This window comes from Rhodococcus jostii NBRC 16295 (assembly GCF_001894825.1).
Taxonomy (GTDB): Bacteria; Actinomycetota; Actinomycetes; order Mycobacteriales; family Mycobacteriaceae; genus Rhodococcus_F; species Rhodococcus_F jostii.
On sequence record NZ_BCWY01000086.1, the window covers coordinates 1 to 17,164 of the forward strand.

Below are 17,164 nucleotides of genomic sequence, written 5' to 3' on the forward strand. Positions count from 1 at the left end.
CTGTGAGCGATTGCGGCGCGAAGAAGCGCATTCATCAGGTCGCGGTGAGAACTGAATGTTGTTGCGGTGGTGGTGATGCGGCCGGGCAGTCGGTTGGTGACTTCCCAGTCGGTCCAGGTGTTGCCGTCGGAATCGGTCTGGGTGTCGGTCGTGCTCATGGTTGCCTTCTCATGGGGTTCTCAAAGCTCTACATCTGGGTGCTGCTGCTGTTCCAGCCGTCGAAGAGGATCTGGTCGAGCACGGTGGTTTCGGCGCGTCGGTCCTGCCGCTGGTCACGCTGGCGGTCGTGCTGACGTTGCTGCTGCATGTCGTTGTTTCGGTCACCGGGGATGTTGTGGGTGATTACGGCGGCGACCGGCTGAGTGGCGCTCGGCTGTGCGGGGGCCGGTGCGGTGGCGGCTGTAGCGGCGCCGACCGGAATGAGGCCGAGCGCGACGGTCACGGCGGCGACGGCAGCCAAGCGCTTCCAGGATGAGGTGCTGGTGGTGGTGTGGGTGATCCGGTGGAGCTGTGTGGTGCTCATGGTGGATGGTCCTGAATCGAGTGCCGCGGGCCCAGCGTCTGCGGCTACTCGAACGGTGTCCGGAAGGGCCGGGAACGTTACACCGGCCAACCCGGATCTATTGTGACGTGCATCACCATCGGTGGGGGCCTTCCCTGACGGGAGTGGGCGCGTGCGGGCCGGCAAGTCCAGGTCCCGTGGTGGCAGCATTGGAGCGAGTACGGCTGTAGTCGGCCGCGCTGATCCGCGTGTTCGCTGCCGGAGGGCGGGGCCGCCGCCGATGCGACCGAACCACCGTGAGATCTGGATCCGACCGAAGGAGCGTCATGAAGATGCGAACGATGCGGTCTGTCGTCGCCGACAAGTTGGGCGAACCGTCCGAGGTCCTGCGCCTGCAGACCCGCCCGCTTCCGGAGCCCGGTCCCGGCCAGGTCAGGATCCGGGTGGCAGCTGTCCCTGTCCATGCCAGCGATTTGCATACTATCCGCGGGAGATACGGATTCACCCCGGACTTCCCGACCGTGCCCGGAATCGAATCCGTCGGTGTGATCGACGAACTCGGCAGCGGCACAGACGGTCTGACCGTCGGGCAACGCGTCATCACGATCGGAGTCACGGGCACGTGGCAGGAGTATGTTGTCGCCGATGCCGGGCGGGTCTTGCCTGTTCCCGCCGGGATGAGCGATTCCACGGCCGCTCAGATTCTCGCCAATCCTCTCACCGCCGTGATCTTGACCGGTGATGAGCTCGATGTTCGACAGGGTGAATGGCTCCTGCAGACCGCGGCCGGTTCCACCGTGGGCCAGTCGGTCATCCAACTCGGGGTGCACGTCGGCTTCAAGACCCTCAACGTGGTCCGCCGTCGATCCGCTGTCGAGGACATCCTCGCGCTGGGGGGCACCGCGGTGATCTGCACGGAGGATGAAGACCTGCGCGAACGGGTGGCCGACATCGCAGGCCCGGACGGTGTGTCCAAGGCGATCGACTGTGTCAGCGGTCAGGTGGGTGCGGACGTGTCGCGTGCGCTGGCACCGCACGGTGAGCTGGTCGTCTACGGTGCGCTGTCCACGCACCGCCAATCGGATCCCGACAAACTCACCATCCCGATCTTCGCGCGTTCACTGATCTACGAAACAAAGACCGTTCGGGGGTTCTGGCTGTTCCGCTGGTTCACCGAGACCCCGAAGGATCGGATGGTTGCAGCGATCGACCGGACAGTTCGGCTCGCCGACAGCGGCGCGTTGCGCGTGCCGGAGGGCCAGCCGATCCCCCTCGAAAAGTTCAGCGAAGCCGTTGATTTGGCCGAAGCTCCCGAACACGGGGGCAAACCGCTGCTGGTGTTCGAACCGTAGGAGGCGGACATATCCGACAAACCCGAGCCGGCGGCCGAAGAGCGGGCCGTTGCCTGTGGATGCTAAATACGGTGCAGAACACCAGGACAGCCGAGGGGTTTACCGGAAGAACCGCATACTCGATTGCAAAGAATTCGTCGGTCGGGCGAAGGACTACGTGAGTGTTGCCTACCTCGACCACGCGGGCGACGCCGCCGCCTCAGTCGCGTCGAGGACCTCACCGGACTCGACCTCACCGTGGGCGCGCATCGTCTCGAACTGCACATCGGCCTGGTGCTCGCCAGGTTCCTCGGGCAGTTCCCCAACTCCTGAACCCTGGCTGACTTGCATCCGTCTCGGGACTGCGTCGGCGCCCTCCTTCCAATTCACCCGTGACGTGCGAGGCATGGCGCGTGTGCGTGGGGAACGGTGGGGTGATCGGCCGAAGCGGGCGTATGAGCCAGGTCACCCGAGGGGCAGGAGACAGCGATGGCATCCGTATTCGAGCGCGAAGAGAACGCCTACACCTTGGCCGTGCAGGCCGGGCTGTGGGGTTATCCGCTGGCTCACCGCATCGAGTCGTGGCCACCGACGTTGCAGGCGCGGGGCGCGGGACACAACTATTTCCACCGGTTCGAGCGGCTCAAGACTGCGGACGACCGATTCGTCGTCACCCCCAACAACCTGACCATCGACGCCTACGCCCTCACCGACACCAGGAACGGGCCCGTCGTATTCTCGGTGCCTCAGTTCCGCGAACCGCGCTGGTTCATCCTCCAGATCGGTGACGCGTTCGACGACGTCGTTGCCAATGTCGGTGGCATCAAGGCCGCTATGCCGGGTCCCTATCTGCTGGTCGGGCCCGATTTCGATGGCGCGGTCCCCGCCGGAATGACGGTGGTCCGGATGCGAACCAGGTGCGGATTCGCGGGTGCACGGGTCCAGGTCCGCGGTGAACACGATCTCTCCGCCGCCGTCGACGAACTCCGCGGCTTCCACGTTCTCCCGCTCCGCACCTTCTTGGAGAAGGGGCTCACCGACCCCGGCGAGAACTACGAGCCGTTCGACTTTCCACCCTTGACCGCACCCGAGGAGCTGGCCTTCTTCGACCGCCTCGGCGCCGCAATGCAATTCCTGCTCCCCATCCATCTCGACACCACCGACACCTTTGTGCAGGCGTTGGCAAGCATCGGCCTCAGCGTGGCGCACGGGTTCGACTGGAACAACCTCGACGATTCGGTTCGCGCCGGGCTGAGCCGCGCGATACCCGTCGTCGAACAGATCGCAGACGTGCGGTGGCGGTCGGTCGGGCAGACCGTCAACGGCTGGCGAGGCAACCTCGCCGGCGGGCGGTGCAGCTACGACTTCGCCCTCAACGCGGCCAACACCAAATACCAGGTCGGCACCGAACTCGCCGAAGAAGTCGTGTACCTCAACTGCCGAGTCGACGCCGACGACCACCCACTCCACGGTGGCAACGAGTATGTGCTCCACTTCGTACCGGGGGAGACGCCGCCGGTCACCGGAATGTGGAATCTCGCCATGTACGCCGACGACATGCTGTTCGTCGCCAACGACATCGACCGGTTCTCCATCGGCAGCACCACGGACGGTCTTCGGCCCAACTCCGACGGCTCGGTGACGATTCACCTGCGCCACACACGACCCGACGACCCCGCCGAAGCGGCGAACTGGCTCCCCGCGCCCGCCGGGCCGTTCAATACCACGATGCGCTTCTACGCCCCGCTCACACCGGTCCTGGACGGCAGTTACCACCTACCCCCGATTCAGAAGATCAGTCCGTAGACTGACTTTCCTGCGACGAGGAGGGCTCGAGTGCTGGTCTTCGGTGAGCCGTACGAGGCGAGTAACGGCACAGTGATCGTGACCGTGTCACGGAAGGGCTGGGGTCGTCGGCCCGAGTGTCCGATCGGCATCTACACCATCAGCACAGAAGGTACGACGTGGACGCCGGCCGTCGACACCAGCCGGCACGCTTTGATCGGGGTCTGTACGGGCTTCGTGGCGGCGTTGATCGGGACGCTCGCGGTTCTGCGGCGACCACCATGGCCGGACATGACCGAACGGGTGATGACCGTGCTCGGCGAAGCGCGGAGTGCGGAACGTCGACAACGGTAGCGCTTCAACGGCTTTCGTCACCTGTCGAGGATTTGCTCACGCAGAATGTCGGCGTGCCCGGCGTGCTGGGCGAGTTCGCGCAGAGCCTGAAGGTAGAGGACCCACACGCTGCGCTCGCCGCGACCGTCGACGACGACGTCGTCCAGCGCCAACTCTGCTGTCGGGCACCGCAGAGGATGCGATCTTCTCGATCTAACTCGTGGAAGTGTGCCCCAGTGCGGACATTCCGGCATCGAAGCTCTCCAGAGCCGCACCGACCGCTGCCGCGACGGTGACCTCGAAGATCTGATCCTCGGTCGGCCCGGCGGCGAGGAGCCGTTCGATGTCGGTGTCGGTGATCGTGTAGGAGACGTCGCGGACGGTCGCGTCGTAGGACAGCCACGGTTCGGGAAGCGGATCGCCGGCCGCGGCGGCGGTGCGCAGGGCCGGATCGGTGGTGGCGGGACGGTCCAGCACCGAGCGGCGGAGGTCGGCCACGACATCATCGCAGTGGGCGGGTTTCTCGCCGTCGGAGAGCAGGAAGCCGGGAAAGCGGTAGCCGAATCGGTGCAGCGCACGGGTGCCGCTGTGCAACTGGCCTTCTCGGAGGATGAAGCCGAACGCGTTGGCGAGACGGTTGACGATGTTCCACACCAGGTTGACGCGCAAAGCTTCCAGAAGCGCGTGTTCGGGCAGGTCGGCGACTGCGGTGGTGTCGGCACGGTCCGGTGTGCGGGTGATCGTGTCGAGGAACTCGCGGACGGCGCGCAGCGGGGGCCGCGCCGACGCGGGATCATCCGCGTCGATCTCGCCGTGGCCCGCGATGCGGGTGAGCTCGGCGTGCGTGTCGATGCAGAACGGGCAGCGGTGCACCTGCGCGGTGCACATCGCGAGGTACTCGCGTTCCGCGGCGGTCCAGTATGACTGCCCGCGCATGGCGTCGGCGGTGAGCTCCAACAGCGGACGGGTGAGGAAGCCCGGCCGGTACAGCAGGAGCTTCACGATGTCGGGGTTGTCCACACGCGACATGGTGGACGTGAGCGTGAGGAACACCTTGGTGCGTCGGTTGTGGCCGTGATCGAGAATGGACAGTCTCATCGGGGCTCCCTGTTGTCGAGTTCGAGCAGACGTCGGGCGAGGAATCGCCGGTCTGCGGGATTGCCGGCGAGTTCGTGCGCGCGCCGGTACGCGGCTGCCGCCTCGGTGGTGCGGCCGAGGCGACGAAGGAGGTCGGCTCGTGCCGCGTGCAGCAGGTGGTAGCGGTCGATGCCGTCGATCCCGTCGATCAGGGCCAGCCCTTCCTCCGGGGTGGTCGCCATGGCCGTCGCCGCGGCGTGGTTCAGCGCCACCACCGGTGACGGGTCGACCGCCAGCAATTGGGCATAGAGGCCGGCGATTCCCGGCCAGTCCGTCTGATCGGCGGAAGCCGCCTGGGCGTGCAGTGCGGCGATCGTGGCCTGCACTGTGTACGGGCCCGGGCGCCCGAGGCGTAGTGCCCGATCCAGTACGCCGACCGCTTCGGTGATCCCGGCGCGATCCCAGCGTGCGCGGTCCTGATTCTCGGGCAGCACCACATCGCCGGCGGGATCGTAGCGAGCGGCACGGCGCGAGTGTTGCAGTAGCAGCAACGCGACCAGTCCGAGCGCTTCGGGTTCGTCGGGCATCAGGGTGGCGACGAGCTTGGCCAGCCTGATCGCTTCCTCGCACAGCTCGCTCTGTTCGACCTGCTCGGGCACTGCGGTGTAGCCCTTGGTGAAGATCAGGTACACGACCGCGAGTACGCCCGAAAGCCGCTCGGACAGTTGGTGGTCGGCGGGAACTTCCAGGCTGATGCCGGCGTCGCGGATCTTGCGTTTCGCCCGCACCAAGCGCTGCGCCAGAGTCGACTCGCCGATCAGGAACATGCGGGCGATCTGCCTGGCGGTCAACCCGGCGACGGCCTGCAGGGTCAGAGCGACCCGCGCGTCCTCGGCCAGGGCGGGGTGGCAGCAGGCGAAGATCAGGCTCAGCCGTTCGTCACCAATGCGGAGCAGGCTGTCGTCGCCCATGTCTGTCATCGTCGTCACCACCCGGGACTGTTCACCGGCCTGGGCGAGCTTCTCCCGGCCGATCCGGGCCCGCCGCAGCCGGTCGATCGCGCTGTTGCGCGCTGCCGTGAGCAGCCAGGCCACCGGGTCGTTCGGTGCCGTGTCGCCCCACTTGCGCAATGCGAGTGCGCACGCGTCCTGCAGCGCATCCTCGGCGAGTTCGAAGTCGCCGAGCACGTGAATCAGGGCGGCGAGCATGCGGGCCCGGTTCTCCCGGTAGACCTGCTGCAGGACGGGCTCGACGCTCATTCGCCGTCGGCTGTGACATTCGACGGCCGGTGGTCCAGGCCCGGCACGCTGACGATGGGCCGCACCTCGATCGACCCCCGTTCGGCCAGCGGGCACAGGGCGGCCAGCTCCAACGCTTCGTCCAGGTCGCGGCAGTCGAGGACATACGCGCCGCCGAGGTGCTCGTGGGTTTCGGCGAACGGGCCGTCGGTGATCAGCGTCCGGCCGTCCCGGACGCTCACCGTGGTCGCGGTTCGTTCCGGCTGCAGCGGGTGCCCGGAAACGAAGACGCCGCGGCGCCGGCACTCGTCGGCGAACGCGTTCACCCGGGCCAGCGCCTCGGCGAAACCTGGATCGCCCGGTTCGGGCCGCTCACAGTTGTAGATCAACAGCATGTACTGCACAGGTCCTCCTCCCACCCGTTCCAACGTCGGCTGTAGAGAATGACGAACAATCCGACCTTATCTCGACACTTCGGCCGAATTGGCTGTGTGGAGACCTTCGAGCGAGGCGTCGAACGAATTGCGGAGCCCCGGGAGCGAGACGGCCGAACTGTTCGACTGCCGGTCGGCGATCGAGTCGCTCGATCGCAACTGGCGGGCTGACTGGCGGCGTGGCCGAGTGAGGAGGCGGGGCCCCGCTTCATCGTCCGGTCGGCGCACGCTGAATAGTCGACCGGCGCACCCGGTCACGGCGGTCGCACCCTTCTCGGTGCCGCCGACACCTCGCCGACGGCTACCGGCTTCGCCCGACACCGGCATCAGTGCACCTGGTTAGGATCGATAGCGACAGACTGTGAACGCGAATGTGCGGTTCACAGCGGAATCGGTTCTTCGGAGAGTCGGGTATGGCTGATGAGCAGCGGAAGACAGTCGGTGTCCTGTCACGCGCGTTCGCCATCATCGACGCGGTGGAGACGCGACCGATGATCACCAGCGAGCTTGCACGCACCGTCGGGCTGTCGAAGTCGACTACCCAGCGCCTCGTTACCGAGCTCGCGAATTACGGCTACCTGCGTCGCGACAGCGGGGGCCGGTATTGGCTCGGGTACCGGTTCACTGCGGCCGGTATGTCCGATATAGCTCTTCCAGTCCTGCGGGATCTGAGCGAGAGCACTGGCGAATCATCGCAACTGTGGGTTCGACGTGGCGACCTTCGCCTGTGTGTCGCCAGCATCGAATCATCGAACGAGCTGCGGGCCACCATGCCGGTGGGTACCGCATTTCCGCTGGCGGAAGGCTCGAGCGGACACGTGCTGGCCGGCGATTTCGACGACGACCCGGCCGCGCGACGCCGCGGCTGGTGGCAGACGCTCTCCGAGCGGGTTCCCGGACTCGGCTCGGTCAGCGCACCGGTACGAGTGGACGGCGAGATCGTAGCGTCGGTGTGCGTTTCGGGCCCGTTGCATCGCCTGGGTGACGATCCGGGCGATCGCCTCGGCCCGGCGGCCATCGACGCTGCTCAACGCATCGAGAAGTCACTCCGCGACTCCTGACTCTCCTGTGTCGCCATCGTGGCGTCAGTCGTGTTTCCACCCTTCCTCTTCCAGCGTGGCGGGCGACGTCGACCGTTGCGCTCTGTGACTCGGCACACTATGGTTGCACCAACATTCGGGTCAACGCGACCCATATAATGGGCCACCGCCATTTTGCGCACGTCGCAGAAAGGAACCGGAGCATCATGAACGACGTCACGACAGGTCCACTCGACGGCATCACCGTCCTGGAACTGGGCAACTTCATCGCGGCACCCTTCGCGACTCGACTCCTGGCCGATTTCGGCGCCGAGGTAATCAAGATCGAACGTCCCGACGGCGGTGACGAGTTGCGGGGTTGGCGCCGCAGCAAGGGCACCACGTCTATGATGTACCGCACCATCGCCCGCAACAAGCGCTCTGTGACAATCGATTTGAAGAGTTCCGAGGGTCAGCAGTTGGTCCTGGACTTGGCCGCCGAAGTCGATGTCGTGATCGAGAACTTTCGACCCGGCACCCTGGAACGCTGGAACATCGGCCCGGAACAGTTGCAGGCGGCCAACCCCGACATCGTCGTGGTCCGGATCTCCGGTTACGGGCAGAACGGCCCCTACGCGCAGCGTGCCGGATTCGGAGGCGTTGCCGAAGCGTTCGGCGGATTGCGTTATGTTACAGGCTATCCCGATCGTGAACCGGTGCGATCGGCGGCACCGCTGGGCGATACCCTCGCCGGTCTGTACGGTGCGGTCAGCGCGTTGATAATGCTTCTGGCCAAGGCCCGTAGCGGTGACCACCAGCAGCCCAAGGTCGCCGATGTCGCGCTGTACGAGTCGGTCTTCATGGCAATGGAATCGCTGACCGCCGACTACGACGCTTACGGAATGGTGCGTGAGCGTACCGCCGGCAATCTGCCCGGTGTGGTGCCCAGCGGTTCCTATCCGTGTGCAGACGGCTCGGTTCTGATCGCCGGTAACGCCAGCGGGGTGTTCATTCGGCTGATGAATTCCGTCGGCCGGCCGGACCTGGCGACTGATCCCGATCTCGTCGACGGCACCAAACGCTACCTGCGTGAAGTCGAGCTCGATGAGGCGATCGTGTCATGGACCACGACCAAATCCACCAAAGAAGTGGTTGCCGAACTGTCCGACGCCGGTATCCCGGTCAGCGAAGTCTTCGACGCCGCCCGCATCGTCTCCGACGAGCATTATCTGGCCCGCGGCATGGTCCGGTCGTTCGCAGTCGACGTCGCAGACGGTCACCCCGAAAAGGTACGATTCCCCGGTGTGGTTCCTCAGTTCGACGGCGAAGCAACAGAAGTCGGATGGTTGGGTCCCGACCTCGGTGCCGACACCGAATCCGTGTTGAGCCGGAAACTGGGTCTGACGCCCGATCGTCTGCACGCACTGCGCACCGCCGGCGTGATCTGACCGCGACCTCGTCGCGCGTCTCGTCCCCGGTTCAGCCGCACCTTTCATCCCTTGCCGAATCCGCACGGAAGAACCCGGTCACATGGTCTACACGGTCTCCATCCTTGCCCTCGTACTCATTTTCACCGTCTCCACCAAGGTGCCGATCAATATGGGCATCCTTGCCTTTGCCGGCGCGTTCCTCGTCGGCGGGTGGGTCTCGGGGATTCCGATCGACGACATAGTCGACGCGTTTCCCGGCGACATCTTCCTGATCGTTGCCGGCATCACCTTGCTGTTCGCGATCGCGAAAGCCAACGGCACTATCGACATCATCGTCGAATCGGCCCTACGGCTCGTCCACGGTCGACGATGGGCGCTCGTGTGGATGATGTTCCTGCTCTCAGGTGTGCTGATGGCGCTGGGGTCTGTGATGGCCGCAGGCATGCTCGCCCCCATCGCGATGCGGCTAGCCGGAAGCAAGAAGATCAACCCCCTGCTGATGGGCATGGCCATCAATCACGGAGCTCTGGGCTGTGCGTTCTCACCCATCACGATCTACGGCGCCTTCGTCAACGGGTTGATCAAATCAGCCGGTTACGAGGGCAACCCACTGCTTCTGTTCGTCGTTCCCTTTGCTCTGAACGCCCTGTTCTTCGCTGTCCTTTTCGTCATCTACGGACGCGATCTGCTCCACGAGCTGCCCGAAGACCGTGACGAGGTCACCGGGGCGGGCGTAAGCCCACTGCCCAGCCCCGGCGCCGCCACCCGCCCTGGCACCGCCTCCGCGACCGCCGTCCTTCCCGATGTGGACGTCATCGACCGCACCCCGCTCAATCGGGACCGGGTCGCGACGCTCATCGGAATCCTTCTCCTCGCAGCCGGTTCGGTGGCCTTCAACGTCGACGTCGGCGTCAGCTCGATCTGCATCAGCACAGTCCTGCTGCTGATGGCACCGAAGAGCATGCCCCGGATCGAAGACAAGGTGGCGTGGCCCGCGGTAGTGCTGGTCTGCGGCATGCTCACCTACATGACGGTGCTCAAGCAGAACGGCACCCTCGACTTCCTCGGCGACGCAGCGACCCACCTCGGCTCGCCGCTGGCCGCTGCCCTGATCCTGCTGTACTCAGTCGCGATCATCTCCGCGGTCGGTTCCTCGATCGGAACGTTGGGTATCGCGCTGCCGCTGGCCGCCCCCATGCTCGCCGCCGGCGAACTGGGCGCGCTGGGATTCATCATCGCGTTGGCTTTCGCGTCCACCGTCGTCGATGTCAGCCCCTTCGCCACGAACGGATCCATCGTTGTTGCGGAGGCGGAAGTCGAGGACCGCAACCGGTTCCAACGCAATGTCCTGGCCTACTGCGGGCTGGTGGTGCTCATCGCACCATTGGTGGCGTGGGCCTTGATCGTCGTTCCGACCTCGCTCTGACCCCCCGGGTCACCCCAGGAAGGTACTCGCATGCCCGTCACCATCACCGACGTCGTCCTGCGCGACGGTTTACAGGACGAAGACGTCGTCGTCGCGACCGACGACAAACTCACCATCGCCGAGGCGCTGGCCGGCGCCGGAGTCCGCCGGATCGAAGCCGTGTCCTTCGTCTCGCCCACCCGCGTCCCGCAGATGGCCGACGCTGACGCGCTCATCGCCCGGTTGCAGTCCTACCGTGCCACCACTCAGATCAGTGCATTGGCACTGAACTCCAAAGGGATTCACCGTGCGGTGGCCGCCGGGGTCGACGTCGTGCACATCGCGGCGTCGGCGAGTTCCACGCACAGCACGGCCAATGCCGGCAAGTCCTCCGCCAAGGCCTTCGAGGATCTGTCCAAGGCAGTGGCCGGCTACCCGGAGCAACGGTTCCTCGGCGGGGTTTCCACCGCGTTCGTCTGCCCGTTCGAGGGGATCATCTCACCCGCACGTCTGGTCGAGGTCGCCGAACAGTTCGCGGCCATGGGGATACGCACCCTGGGGCTGGCCGACACCCTCGGCGTCGCCACCACCGATCACGTACTGGCATCCGTCGGAGCCGTGCGTACCGCACTGCCCGACATCTCCATCGGACTGCACCTGCACAACGCTGACGGTCAAGCGCTCACCACCGCCCTGGAAGCAGCACGCCACCTCGACATCGAACACTTCGACGGCGCGGTCGGCGGGTACGGCGGGTGCCCGTTCGCACCCGGTGCACACGGAAACCTCGCCACCGAGGAACTCGTCGCGCATTTCCACAGCCACGATGTCGACACCGGTATCGATCTGGAACAGCTCATCTCGGCCGCATCGACGGTCAAACGAATTCTGGCCGAATCACCGACGCTGACGGCGTAATGCGACAGCGGTGACACGCACTCCATCACACCGGAAGCGTTCGCCGCATGCGTCGACACCCACGCCTCGCGTGTCAGAGACCGCGGCCGGGGTTGAGGAGCAGGGCCGGGTCGAGCGCCCGTTTGATACTTGCCTGTACGTCGAGTGAGATGTCGTCGAGTTGGTGGGTGAGCCATTCGCGTTTGAGTTCCCCGACCCCGTGTTCGCCGGTGATGGTGCCGCCCAGTGCGAGGGCCGCGGCGCAGATGCGGTCGGCGGTGTCCATGGCGCGGCGTCGGGCGTCGTCGCCGAGGTCGGGCAGCAGCAGCATCGGGTGCACGTTCCCGTCACCGGCATGCCCGACGGTGGCGATGCGGACGCCGGTGTCCCGGGAGATCTCCGCGATGGTCGTGAGGAGTTCGGCGAGCCGGGTGCGGGGCACACCGACGTCTTCGATGACGGTGGGGAACTGTTCCATCGTGGCCCACCCGGCGAGACGGCGCGCCTGGAGGAACATCTCGGATTCGGTGGGGTCGGCGGTCGCGACGGACAGGTCGGCGCCCGCCTCGTCGCAACACGCGGCCATCCGTTCGACCTGGCCGAGCGCGTCTGTTCCGTCGGCTTGGCCGACCAGCAGAAGGGCCGCGTCGCGGTCGAGATTCATCCGCTGGTAATCCTCGACGGCGTTGATCGTGGCGTTGTCCATCAGCTCGAGCATGCTCGGCGTGACACCGTCGGCGAAGATCGTATTCAGCGCCCGACCTCCGGACTCGAGGGTGGGAAAGGTCGCCACGAACGTCGCGGTGGCGGCCGGTGTGGGGCGAAGCCGCAATGTCGCGGAGGTGATGATGCCCAGCGCGCCTTCGGATCCGATGAACAGCTGGGTCAGGTCGAGGCCCGCGACGTTCTTGACCGTCCGGCCGCCCGTGTGCAGCACACGGCCGTCGGCGAGGACGACCTCGAGTCCGAGCACGGAGTTGCGGGTCACCCCGTACTTGACGCAGCGCATGCCCCCGGCGTTGGTGGCGAGGTTGCCGCCGATGGTCGACACCTCGAAACTGCCCGGATCGGGCGGATAGAACAACCCGGCCTCCGCGACCGCCCGGCCGACGTCGGCGTTGACGACCCCGGCTTCGACCACCACGGTGTGGTTCGCCTGGTCGAAGTCGCGGATGGCGGTCATGCGCTCCATGCTCACCACCACGCAGCCGTCGAGCGCGGTTGCGCCGCCGGACAACCCGGTTCCCGCGCCGCGCGGTACGACGACCGTGTGCGTCCGGGTCGCCCACGCCATGATCGCGGAAACGTCTGCGGTGCACCGTGGCCGAAGGACCGCGAGCGGCTTGCCTGCCGGCACCAGATCCGCGCTGTCGCGGCGGTAGCCCTCCATCAGGTCGGGGTCGGTGACGACGATGTCCGCGGGGACGACATCTTTCAGCTGGTCGATGTGGTTCATACTCGCTCCCTGGTCGGTCGTCACGACTGACCGAAGGTCGTCTGGACCTCGATCAGGGTCGGCGCCTTCGCCGCGAGGGCGGACTTGAAGGCGGTGGTGAAGTCCTCGGCCGTGTCGACGGCGGTGCCGCGCACCCCGTATCCCTCGGCGATCCGGACGAAGTCGATGCCGGGAACATCCAATCCGGGAGTCTCGCCGGTGTTCAGGATCTTCGAAAAGCCGCGCAGCGCACCGTAGGTGCCGTTCTTGAGGATCACGATGATGACCGGGATCTTGTACTGGGCAGCAGTCCACAGCGCGGTGATCCCGTAGTTCGCCGACCCGTCTCCGATGAGCCCGATCACTTGGCGGTGTGGGTCGGCCAGTTGCGCACCGACGGCCGCGGGGAGACCGAAGCCGAGCCCCCCGGACGCGGGGAAGTAGTAGCTACCCTGCTGCGAAAGATCCATCTGCGCCCAGAACTCATCTCCCGTCGAGGTCGACTCGTTGACATAGATGGCGTCGTGCGGAGCGGTGCCCCGCAGCAGGGCGAACAGGTGCGCCGGATCGAGCCCGGACCCCGCCGAGCCCACCTCGGGGAAATCGGCCGGCGGAGTGAGCGGTTCGCGGTCGCTCGGGTTGACCATGGATGCGAGAACGTCGAGGGTGTTGGCGATCGGGGCGACGTAGGCCTCCCCGAACGCGGCGCGCGTGGCCTCGCCGGGATCGTCGGTGATGTGGATCAGTCGGGCGCCGTCGGGAAGGTACTTACCCGGAACATACTGGTGGTAGCGGAAAACCGGCGCCCCGACGACGAAGATCACGTCGTGTCCGGCCAACGTCTCCGTCAGGTCCGCGACACCGGCGGGAAGGACACCGCGGAAGCTGGGGTGGCGGGTCGGGAACGGGCACCGCGACGGCGAGGGTGCGATCCACACCGGAGCCCGCAGCTTCTCGGCGAGCTGAACAGCGTGCGCGTTGGCGTGATCGGCGTCGACGGCCGGTCCGAGGACCAGGGCAGGGTTCGTCGCGCCCTCGAGCACGGCGATCAGGTCCCCGATCTGCTCACCCGACAACGCGGCAGCGCTGTGCACCTCGCGATCGAGGAGGCGGGCGGCCTCGACGGGCGCCTCGGCAGCCCAATCGTCGTAGGGCACCGACACGTAGACCGGTCCTCGGCCCGGCTGCAGGGCGGTGTGGATGGCCTGGCTCATGGTGCGTGGCACGTCTTCGGCGCAGGCCGGCTCGCTGCTCCATTTGACGAGCGGCTTCATCAGAGAGCCGGCGTCGACGTTGGAGAGCATGACCTCCTGGCCGATCGTCGACCGCACCTGCTGCCCGGCGGTGACCACGAGTGGGCTGTGCGAGTACACCGAATTGGTCAGCGCGCCCATGGCATTGCCGGACCCGGACGCGGCGTGCAGGTTGACGAACGCCGCCTCGCCCGTGACGAGGGAGTAGCCGTCGGCCATCGACAGCACGGCGCCCTCGTGCAGGCCGAGGACGTACCGGAAGTCGTCGGGCATCCCGGACAGGAACGGAAGCTCGTTCGATCCCGGATTGCCGAATACGGTGGTGAGGCCGCGGGCACGCAACAGGTCATAGGTCACTTCACTCACCGTTGCCATGGTTCTCCTTGCGATCGGCGACACGAATCGGTGTCGTGGTTTCCACGCTAGGACTACCAGCGTGATTACTCCAATGAATGTTTCTTATGACCACATCGATGTCATCGATGTCTCCTCGGTGCAACAACCTTTCGTCAGGAGAGGGTCGATTGCTTCGCGTTTTCCGCTGCCGCTGTCGGTGCGGCCGAACCGGTGGCGCGTTGGCGTGGCACCAGCAGGGCGGCGATTGCACCGATCACAGCGATCACGGTGAAGAGGTAGAAGGCGGGGGCGACGCTCGAACCGTTCGCGATCACCAAGCCGGTCAGCGTCGGGCCGGTCACGCCACCGATCCTGCCCACGGACGCCACCCACGCCGTTCCTGCCGCACGACTGGATGCGGGGAAGTAGGAGGCGGCAAAGCCGTAGATAAGCACCTGTGCGCCAATCGTTCCGGCCCCGGCGACGAACGCGAGGACGAACAGCAGCCAGGAGGAGACGTCGGTGCTCAGTACGAGAATCGCCACGGCGGCACTGGCCAGCGATGCCGCGGTGACGGCTTGCGGGCCGACGCGGTCCGACAGCCGCGAGGCGAACAGGGGCACGATGATCGCGCCGGCGTTGAGCACCAGCAGGAATGTCAGGGCCGAGTTGCTGCCGAATCCGGACGACTGCATCAACTTCGGCAGCCACGTGTTGAGGGCGTAGGTCAACAGCAGGCCGCACGCGCTGAGCAGCCCGAACAACAGGGTTGCGCGACGGAGCTCGCGGCTGAACAGTGCGCGCGGTCCGACCTTCTCCCCGACTCGCGGAGGCTCGGGACGGTCGACGCCGGCGCAGTCGGCGACGTGGTTCGCCTCGTCGACGCGGCCACGGGCGAGCAGGAAGCTCGGTGATTCGGGCAGGAATTTCAGCATGGCGGGCACGAAGACCAGCAGCGGCAGAAGCCCGATCCAGAACATCGCCCGTACCCCGAATGCATCGACCACGACGAGCCCGAGCAGGGAGGCGAGGACGCCACCACCCGGGAATCCGGCCCACACGATCGCACTGTAGGTGTGGCTCTTGCCCTTTGGCGCGAACTCGACGGCCATGGCAGCCGCGAGCGGGATGAGGGCACCGACTCCGACCCCGACGAAGAACCGTGCGATACCGAACAGGGTCGCGTCCGGCGCGATGGCGCACACGCCCATCCAGGCGGAGAACCACCCGGTCGCGGAGATCATCAGGACGCGGCGTCCGAGTCGGTCGGCGATGGCGCCCACCAGAATCGATCCGACGAGCATGCCGACGAGCGCGTAGCTTCCGATCACGCCGGCCCGCGCGGGCGTGAGATTCCAGGCGGGATCGGCGAGCATCGCGGGCAGCGTGGTTCCGTAGGCGACCATATCGTAGCCTTCGAACACGACCGCCAGCAGGCACAGCAGGAGCACGACGCGTGCGGACGTGCCCGACTTGTCGCGGTGCCCTGGAATGGGGTGATCACTCATGGTGACTTCTCTCTGGACGGAGACTGAGGGCGAGACGCCGGTCGACTGGGTGAGTGGCTCGCAATTTTCGAGCCGTCACGAACCCGAATTTCTTGGGTCGTTCGATCTCACGGAATCCGTGCGCGGTCTTCGCTGTGGTCGACGTCACGCTATCGCCGTTCGCGGGATGTATCCAATGAATGTTTGACATACCCCCATCGACGGCGTCTATTTGCTTCGTGGGCGATTACGACTTGAATCTTGTGCGGACGTTTCTGCTGCTCTACGAGACCAGGAGCGTGACGCGGACCGCCGAGTGTCTGTCGCTCACCCAGCCGTCGGTGAGCCACGCCCTCGGGCGGATGCGGAAACAGTTCAACGACAGCCTGTTCAGCCGTTCCACCAATGGACTTCAGCCCACCGAACTCGCCATCTCGATGTATCCGACGCTTCGCCAGGCGATCGAGGTCATCGACAGCACCGTCAGTGGCGTCGGGCAATTCGATTCGGCGACATCGCGTCGAACCTTCCGGTTGCACGCGACCGATCTCGGGGAGGTGAGCTTGCTACCGCCCGTCCTCGCGCGAATCGCGGAGACCGCGCCGGGCGTCGATCTGCACGTCACGCCGCTGAACTTCTCCGTGGTCGAAACCGAGCTCCGACAGGGACAGGCCGACGCCGTCATCTGCACCCCGCGGGTCACCGCCGACGATTTCGAACGGGACGTGCTCTTTCCCGACAGCTACTGCGGAATCTGCAGCGACGCACATCCACGGATCGGCCGCACACCCACGCTCGACGAGTTTCTGGGTGAGCGTCACATCGCCGTCGACGTCGCCGCCGGGCACACCGACGTCGACCGGTCGCTGTCGTTGCTCGGCCACTCACGGGATGTGGCGCTGCGGATCAGCCACTTCGCCGCGCTTCCGCAACTGCTGGAGACGACTCCGTACCTGTCGATCATCCCGGCGTCCGTGGCGGAGCAGTTCTGCCGGATGGCCGACGTGAAGATCTTCGACCTCCCTTTCGACGTGCCCGCCGTGGAGATCTCGCTGTACACGTACAAACGCGTGCTCCCCGACCCCGGCACCGAATGGTTCCGCCGAACCGTGAAGGCGGCCCTCACCGAGGCACGCACCGTGCGCTGACGTCGATGTGTCCAGAAATAGAACACGACCACCCCTTGCCGAGATGTCATGCTC

At 66.0% G+C, this 17,164-nt stretch carries 15 protein-coding genes and 1 pseudogene; 9 read left to right on the plus strand and 7 right to left on the minus strand.

The annotated features are described in order from the left end of the window. Positions 1-187: 187 nt before the first annotated feature. Complete coding sequence (locus RJ1_RS35645; protein WP_073367440.1) at positions 188-523, minus strand: hypothetical protein; 336 nt, start codon at positions 521-523, stop codon at positions 188-190. A 305-nt stretch (positions 524-828) separates the two neighbouring features. Here RJ1_RS35645 and RJ1_RS35650 point away from each other — a divergent pair, with 305 nt between their 5' ends. From RJ1_RS35650 to RJ1_RS49050, 4 genes and pseudogenes are all read left to right on the plus strand, one after another. Further along, positions 829-1,854 carry a zinc-dependent alcohol dehydrogenase family protein gene (locus tag RJ1_RS35650; RefSeq protein ID WP_240319838.1) on the plus strand — a complete coding sequence of 342 codons (1,026 nt, stop codon included), beginning with the start codon at positions 829-831 and terminating at the stop codon, positions 1,852-1,854. A gap of 468 nt (positions 1,855-2,322) precedes the next feature. After that, positions 2,323-3,639, plus strand: coding sequence for a DUF1254 domain-containing protein (locus RJ1_RS35655; RefSeq protein WP_073367443.1), 1,317 nt, complete (start codon positions 2,323-2,325; stop codon positions 3,637-3,639). A 30-nt stretch (positions 3,640-3,669) separates the two neighbouring features. Further along, entirely contained in the window at positions 3,670-3,972 is a 303-nt protein-coding gene (locus RJ1_RS35660; protein ID WP_073367445.1) for a hypothetical protein, read from the plus strand. Then, positions 3,855-4,247 (plus strand): annotated as a pseudogene (locus RJ1_RS49050) (alpha-crystallin domain-containing protein); the annotation flags it as partial. The gene RJ1_RS35660 and the pseudogene RJ1_RS49050, both read left to right, overlap by 118 nt. Here the strand turns inward: RJ1_RS49050 and RJ1_RS35670 are convergent. From RJ1_RS35670 to RJ1_RS35680, 3 genes are read right to left on the minus strand one after another with little or no spacing between them, the layout of a single operon-like run. Beyond that, positions 4,165-5,049, minus strand: coding sequence for a carboxymuconolactone decarboxylase family protein (locus tag RJ1_RS35670; RefSeq protein ID WP_073367448.1), 885 nt, complete (start codon positions 5,047-5,049; stop codon positions 4,165-4,167). The pseudogene RJ1_RS49050 and the gene RJ1_RS35670 overlap by 83 nt on opposite strands. After that, a complete protein-coding gene (locus RJ1_RS35675) occupies positions 5,046-6,287 on the minus strand; it encodes an RNA polymerase sigma factor (protein WP_073367451.1) in 1,242 nt (413 codons plus the stop codon). The genes RJ1_RS35670 and RJ1_RS35675 overlap by 4 nt, the downstream gene beginning before the upstream one ends. Beyond that, on the minus strand, positions 6,284-6,661 hold the full coding sequence (locus RJ1_RS35680; protein ID WP_240320021.1) for a YciI family protein: 378 nt from the start codon (positions 6,659-6,661) through the stop codon (positions 6,284-6,286). Before RJ1_RS35680 ends, RJ1_RS35675 begins: the two co-directional genes overlap by 4 nt. A gap of 452 nt (positions 6,662-7,113) precedes the next feature. Here RJ1_RS35680 and RJ1_RS35690 point away from each other — a divergent pair, with 452 nt between their 5' ends. From RJ1_RS35690 to RJ1_RS35705, 4 genes are all read left to right on the plus strand, one after another. Continuing rightward, entirely contained in the window at positions 7,114-7,761 is a 648-nt protein-coding gene (locus RJ1_RS35690; protein WP_073367543.1) for an IclR family transcriptional regulator, read from the plus strand. Positions 7,762-7,946: 185 nt separating this feature from the next. Next, positions 7,947-9,167 carry a CaiB/BaiF CoA transferase family protein gene (locus RJ1_RS35695; RefSeq protein ID WP_073367459.1) on the plus strand — a complete coding sequence of 407 codons (1,221 nt, stop codon included), beginning with the start codon at positions 7,947-7,949 and terminating at the stop codon, positions 9,165-9,167. 82 nt (positions 9,168-9,249) lie between these two features. Then, on the plus strand, positions 9,250-10,575 hold the full coding sequence (locus tag RJ1_RS35700) for an SLC13 family permease (protein WP_073367462.1): 1,326 nt from the start codon (positions 9,250-9,252) through the stop codon (positions 10,573-10,575). Between the two features lie 30 nt (positions 10,576-10,605). Next, entirely contained in the window at positions 10,606-11,472 is an 867-nt protein-coding gene (locus RJ1_RS35705) for a hydroxymethylglutaryl-CoA lyase (protein ID WP_073367464.1), read from the plus strand. Positions 11,473-11,545: 73 nt separating this feature from the next. Here RJ1_RS35705 and RJ1_RS35710 read toward each other — a convergent pair whose 3' ends face one another. The 3 genes from RJ1_RS35710 to RJ1_RS35720 form a co-directional block, all read right to left on the minus strand. Next, the gene (locus tag RJ1_RS35710) at positions 11,546-12,907 is read right to left on the minus strand and encodes an FAD-binding oxidoreductase (protein WP_073367546.1); all 1,362 of its coding nucleotides are present in this window, start codon (positions 12,905-12,907) and stop codon (positions 11,546-11,548) included. A 20-nt stretch (positions 12,908-12,927) separates the two neighbouring features. After that, entirely contained in the window at positions 12,928-14,514 is a 1,587-nt protein-coding gene (mdlC, locus tag RJ1_RS35715; RefSeq protein ID WP_073367467.1) for a benzoylformate decarboxylase, read from the minus strand. A gap of 134 nt (positions 14,515-14,648) precedes the next feature. Continuing rightward, positions 14,649-15,983 (minus strand): MFS transporter, encoded by a 1,335-nt coding sequence (locus RJ1_RS35720; protein ID WP_073367470.1) that lies wholly within the window; start codon positions 15,981-15,983, stop codon positions 14,649-14,651. A 218-nt stretch (positions 15,984-16,201) separates the two neighbouring features. On the opposite strand from RJ1_RS35720, the gene RJ1_RS35725 reads away from it, so the two are divergent. Continuing rightward, positions 16,202-17,110, plus strand: coding sequence for a LysR family transcriptional regulator (locus tag RJ1_RS35725; protein WP_073367473.1), 909 nt, complete (start codon positions 16,202-16,204; stop codon positions 17,108-17,110). Positions 17,111-17,164: the final 54 nt, after the last annotated feature.

Excerpts from the sequence above, each read along its gene's own strand:
- RJ1_RS35690 (WP_073367543.1), top strand. The coding sequence starts at position 7,114 with ATGGCTGATGAGCAGCGGAAGACAGTCGGTGTCCTGTCACGCGCGTTC.
- RJ1_RS35670 (WP_073367448.1), bottom strand. The coding sequence starts at position 5,049 with ATGAGACTGTCCATTCTCGATCACGGCCACAACCGACGCACCAAGGTG.
- RJ1_RS35705 (WP_073367464.1), top strand. The coding sequence starts at position 10,606 with ATGCCCGTCACCATCACCGACGTCGTCCTGCGCGACGGTTTACAGGAC.
- RJ1_RS35695 (WP_073367459.1), top strand. The coding sequence starts at position 7,947 with ATGAACGACGTCACGACAGGTCCACTCGACGGCATCACCGTCCTGGAA.
- RJ1_RS35645 (WP_073367440.1), bottom strand. The coding sequence starts at position 523 with ATGAGCACCACACAGCTCCACCGGATCACCCACACCACCACCAGCACC.
- RJ1_RS35710 (WP_073367546.1), bottom strand. The coding sequence starts at position 12,907 with ATGAACCACATCGACCAGCTGAAAGATGTCGTCCCCGCGGACATCGTC.
- mdlC (WP_073367467.1), bottom strand. The coding sequence starts at position 14,514 with ATGGCAACGGTGAGTGAAGTGACCTATGACCTGTTGCGTGCCCGCGGC.
- RJ1_RS35700 (WP_073367462.1), top strand. The coding sequence starts at position 9,250 with ATGGTCTACACGGTCTCCATCCTTGCCCTCGTACTCATTTTCACCGTC.
- RJ1_RS35650 (WP_240319838.1), top strand. The coding sequence starts at position 829 with ATGAAGATGCGAACGATGCGGTCTGTCGTCGCCGACAAGTTGGGCGAA.
- RJ1_RS35680 (WP_240320021.1), bottom strand. The coding sequence starts at position 6,661 with ATGCTGTTGATCTACAACTGTGAGCGGCCCGAACCGGGCGATCCAGGT.
- RJ1_RS35675 (WP_073367451.1), bottom strand. The coding sequence starts at position 6,287 with ATGAGCGTCGAGCCCGTCCTGCAGCAGGTCTACCGGGAGAACCGGGCC.
- RJ1_RS35655 (WP_073367443.1), top strand. The coding sequence starts at position 2,323 with ATGGCATCCGTATTCGAGCGCGAAGAGAACGCCTACACCTTGGCCGTG.
- RJ1_RS35720 (WP_073367470.1), bottom strand. The coding sequence starts at position 15,983 with ATGAGTGATCACCCCATTCCAGGGCACCGCGACAAGTCGGGCACGTCC.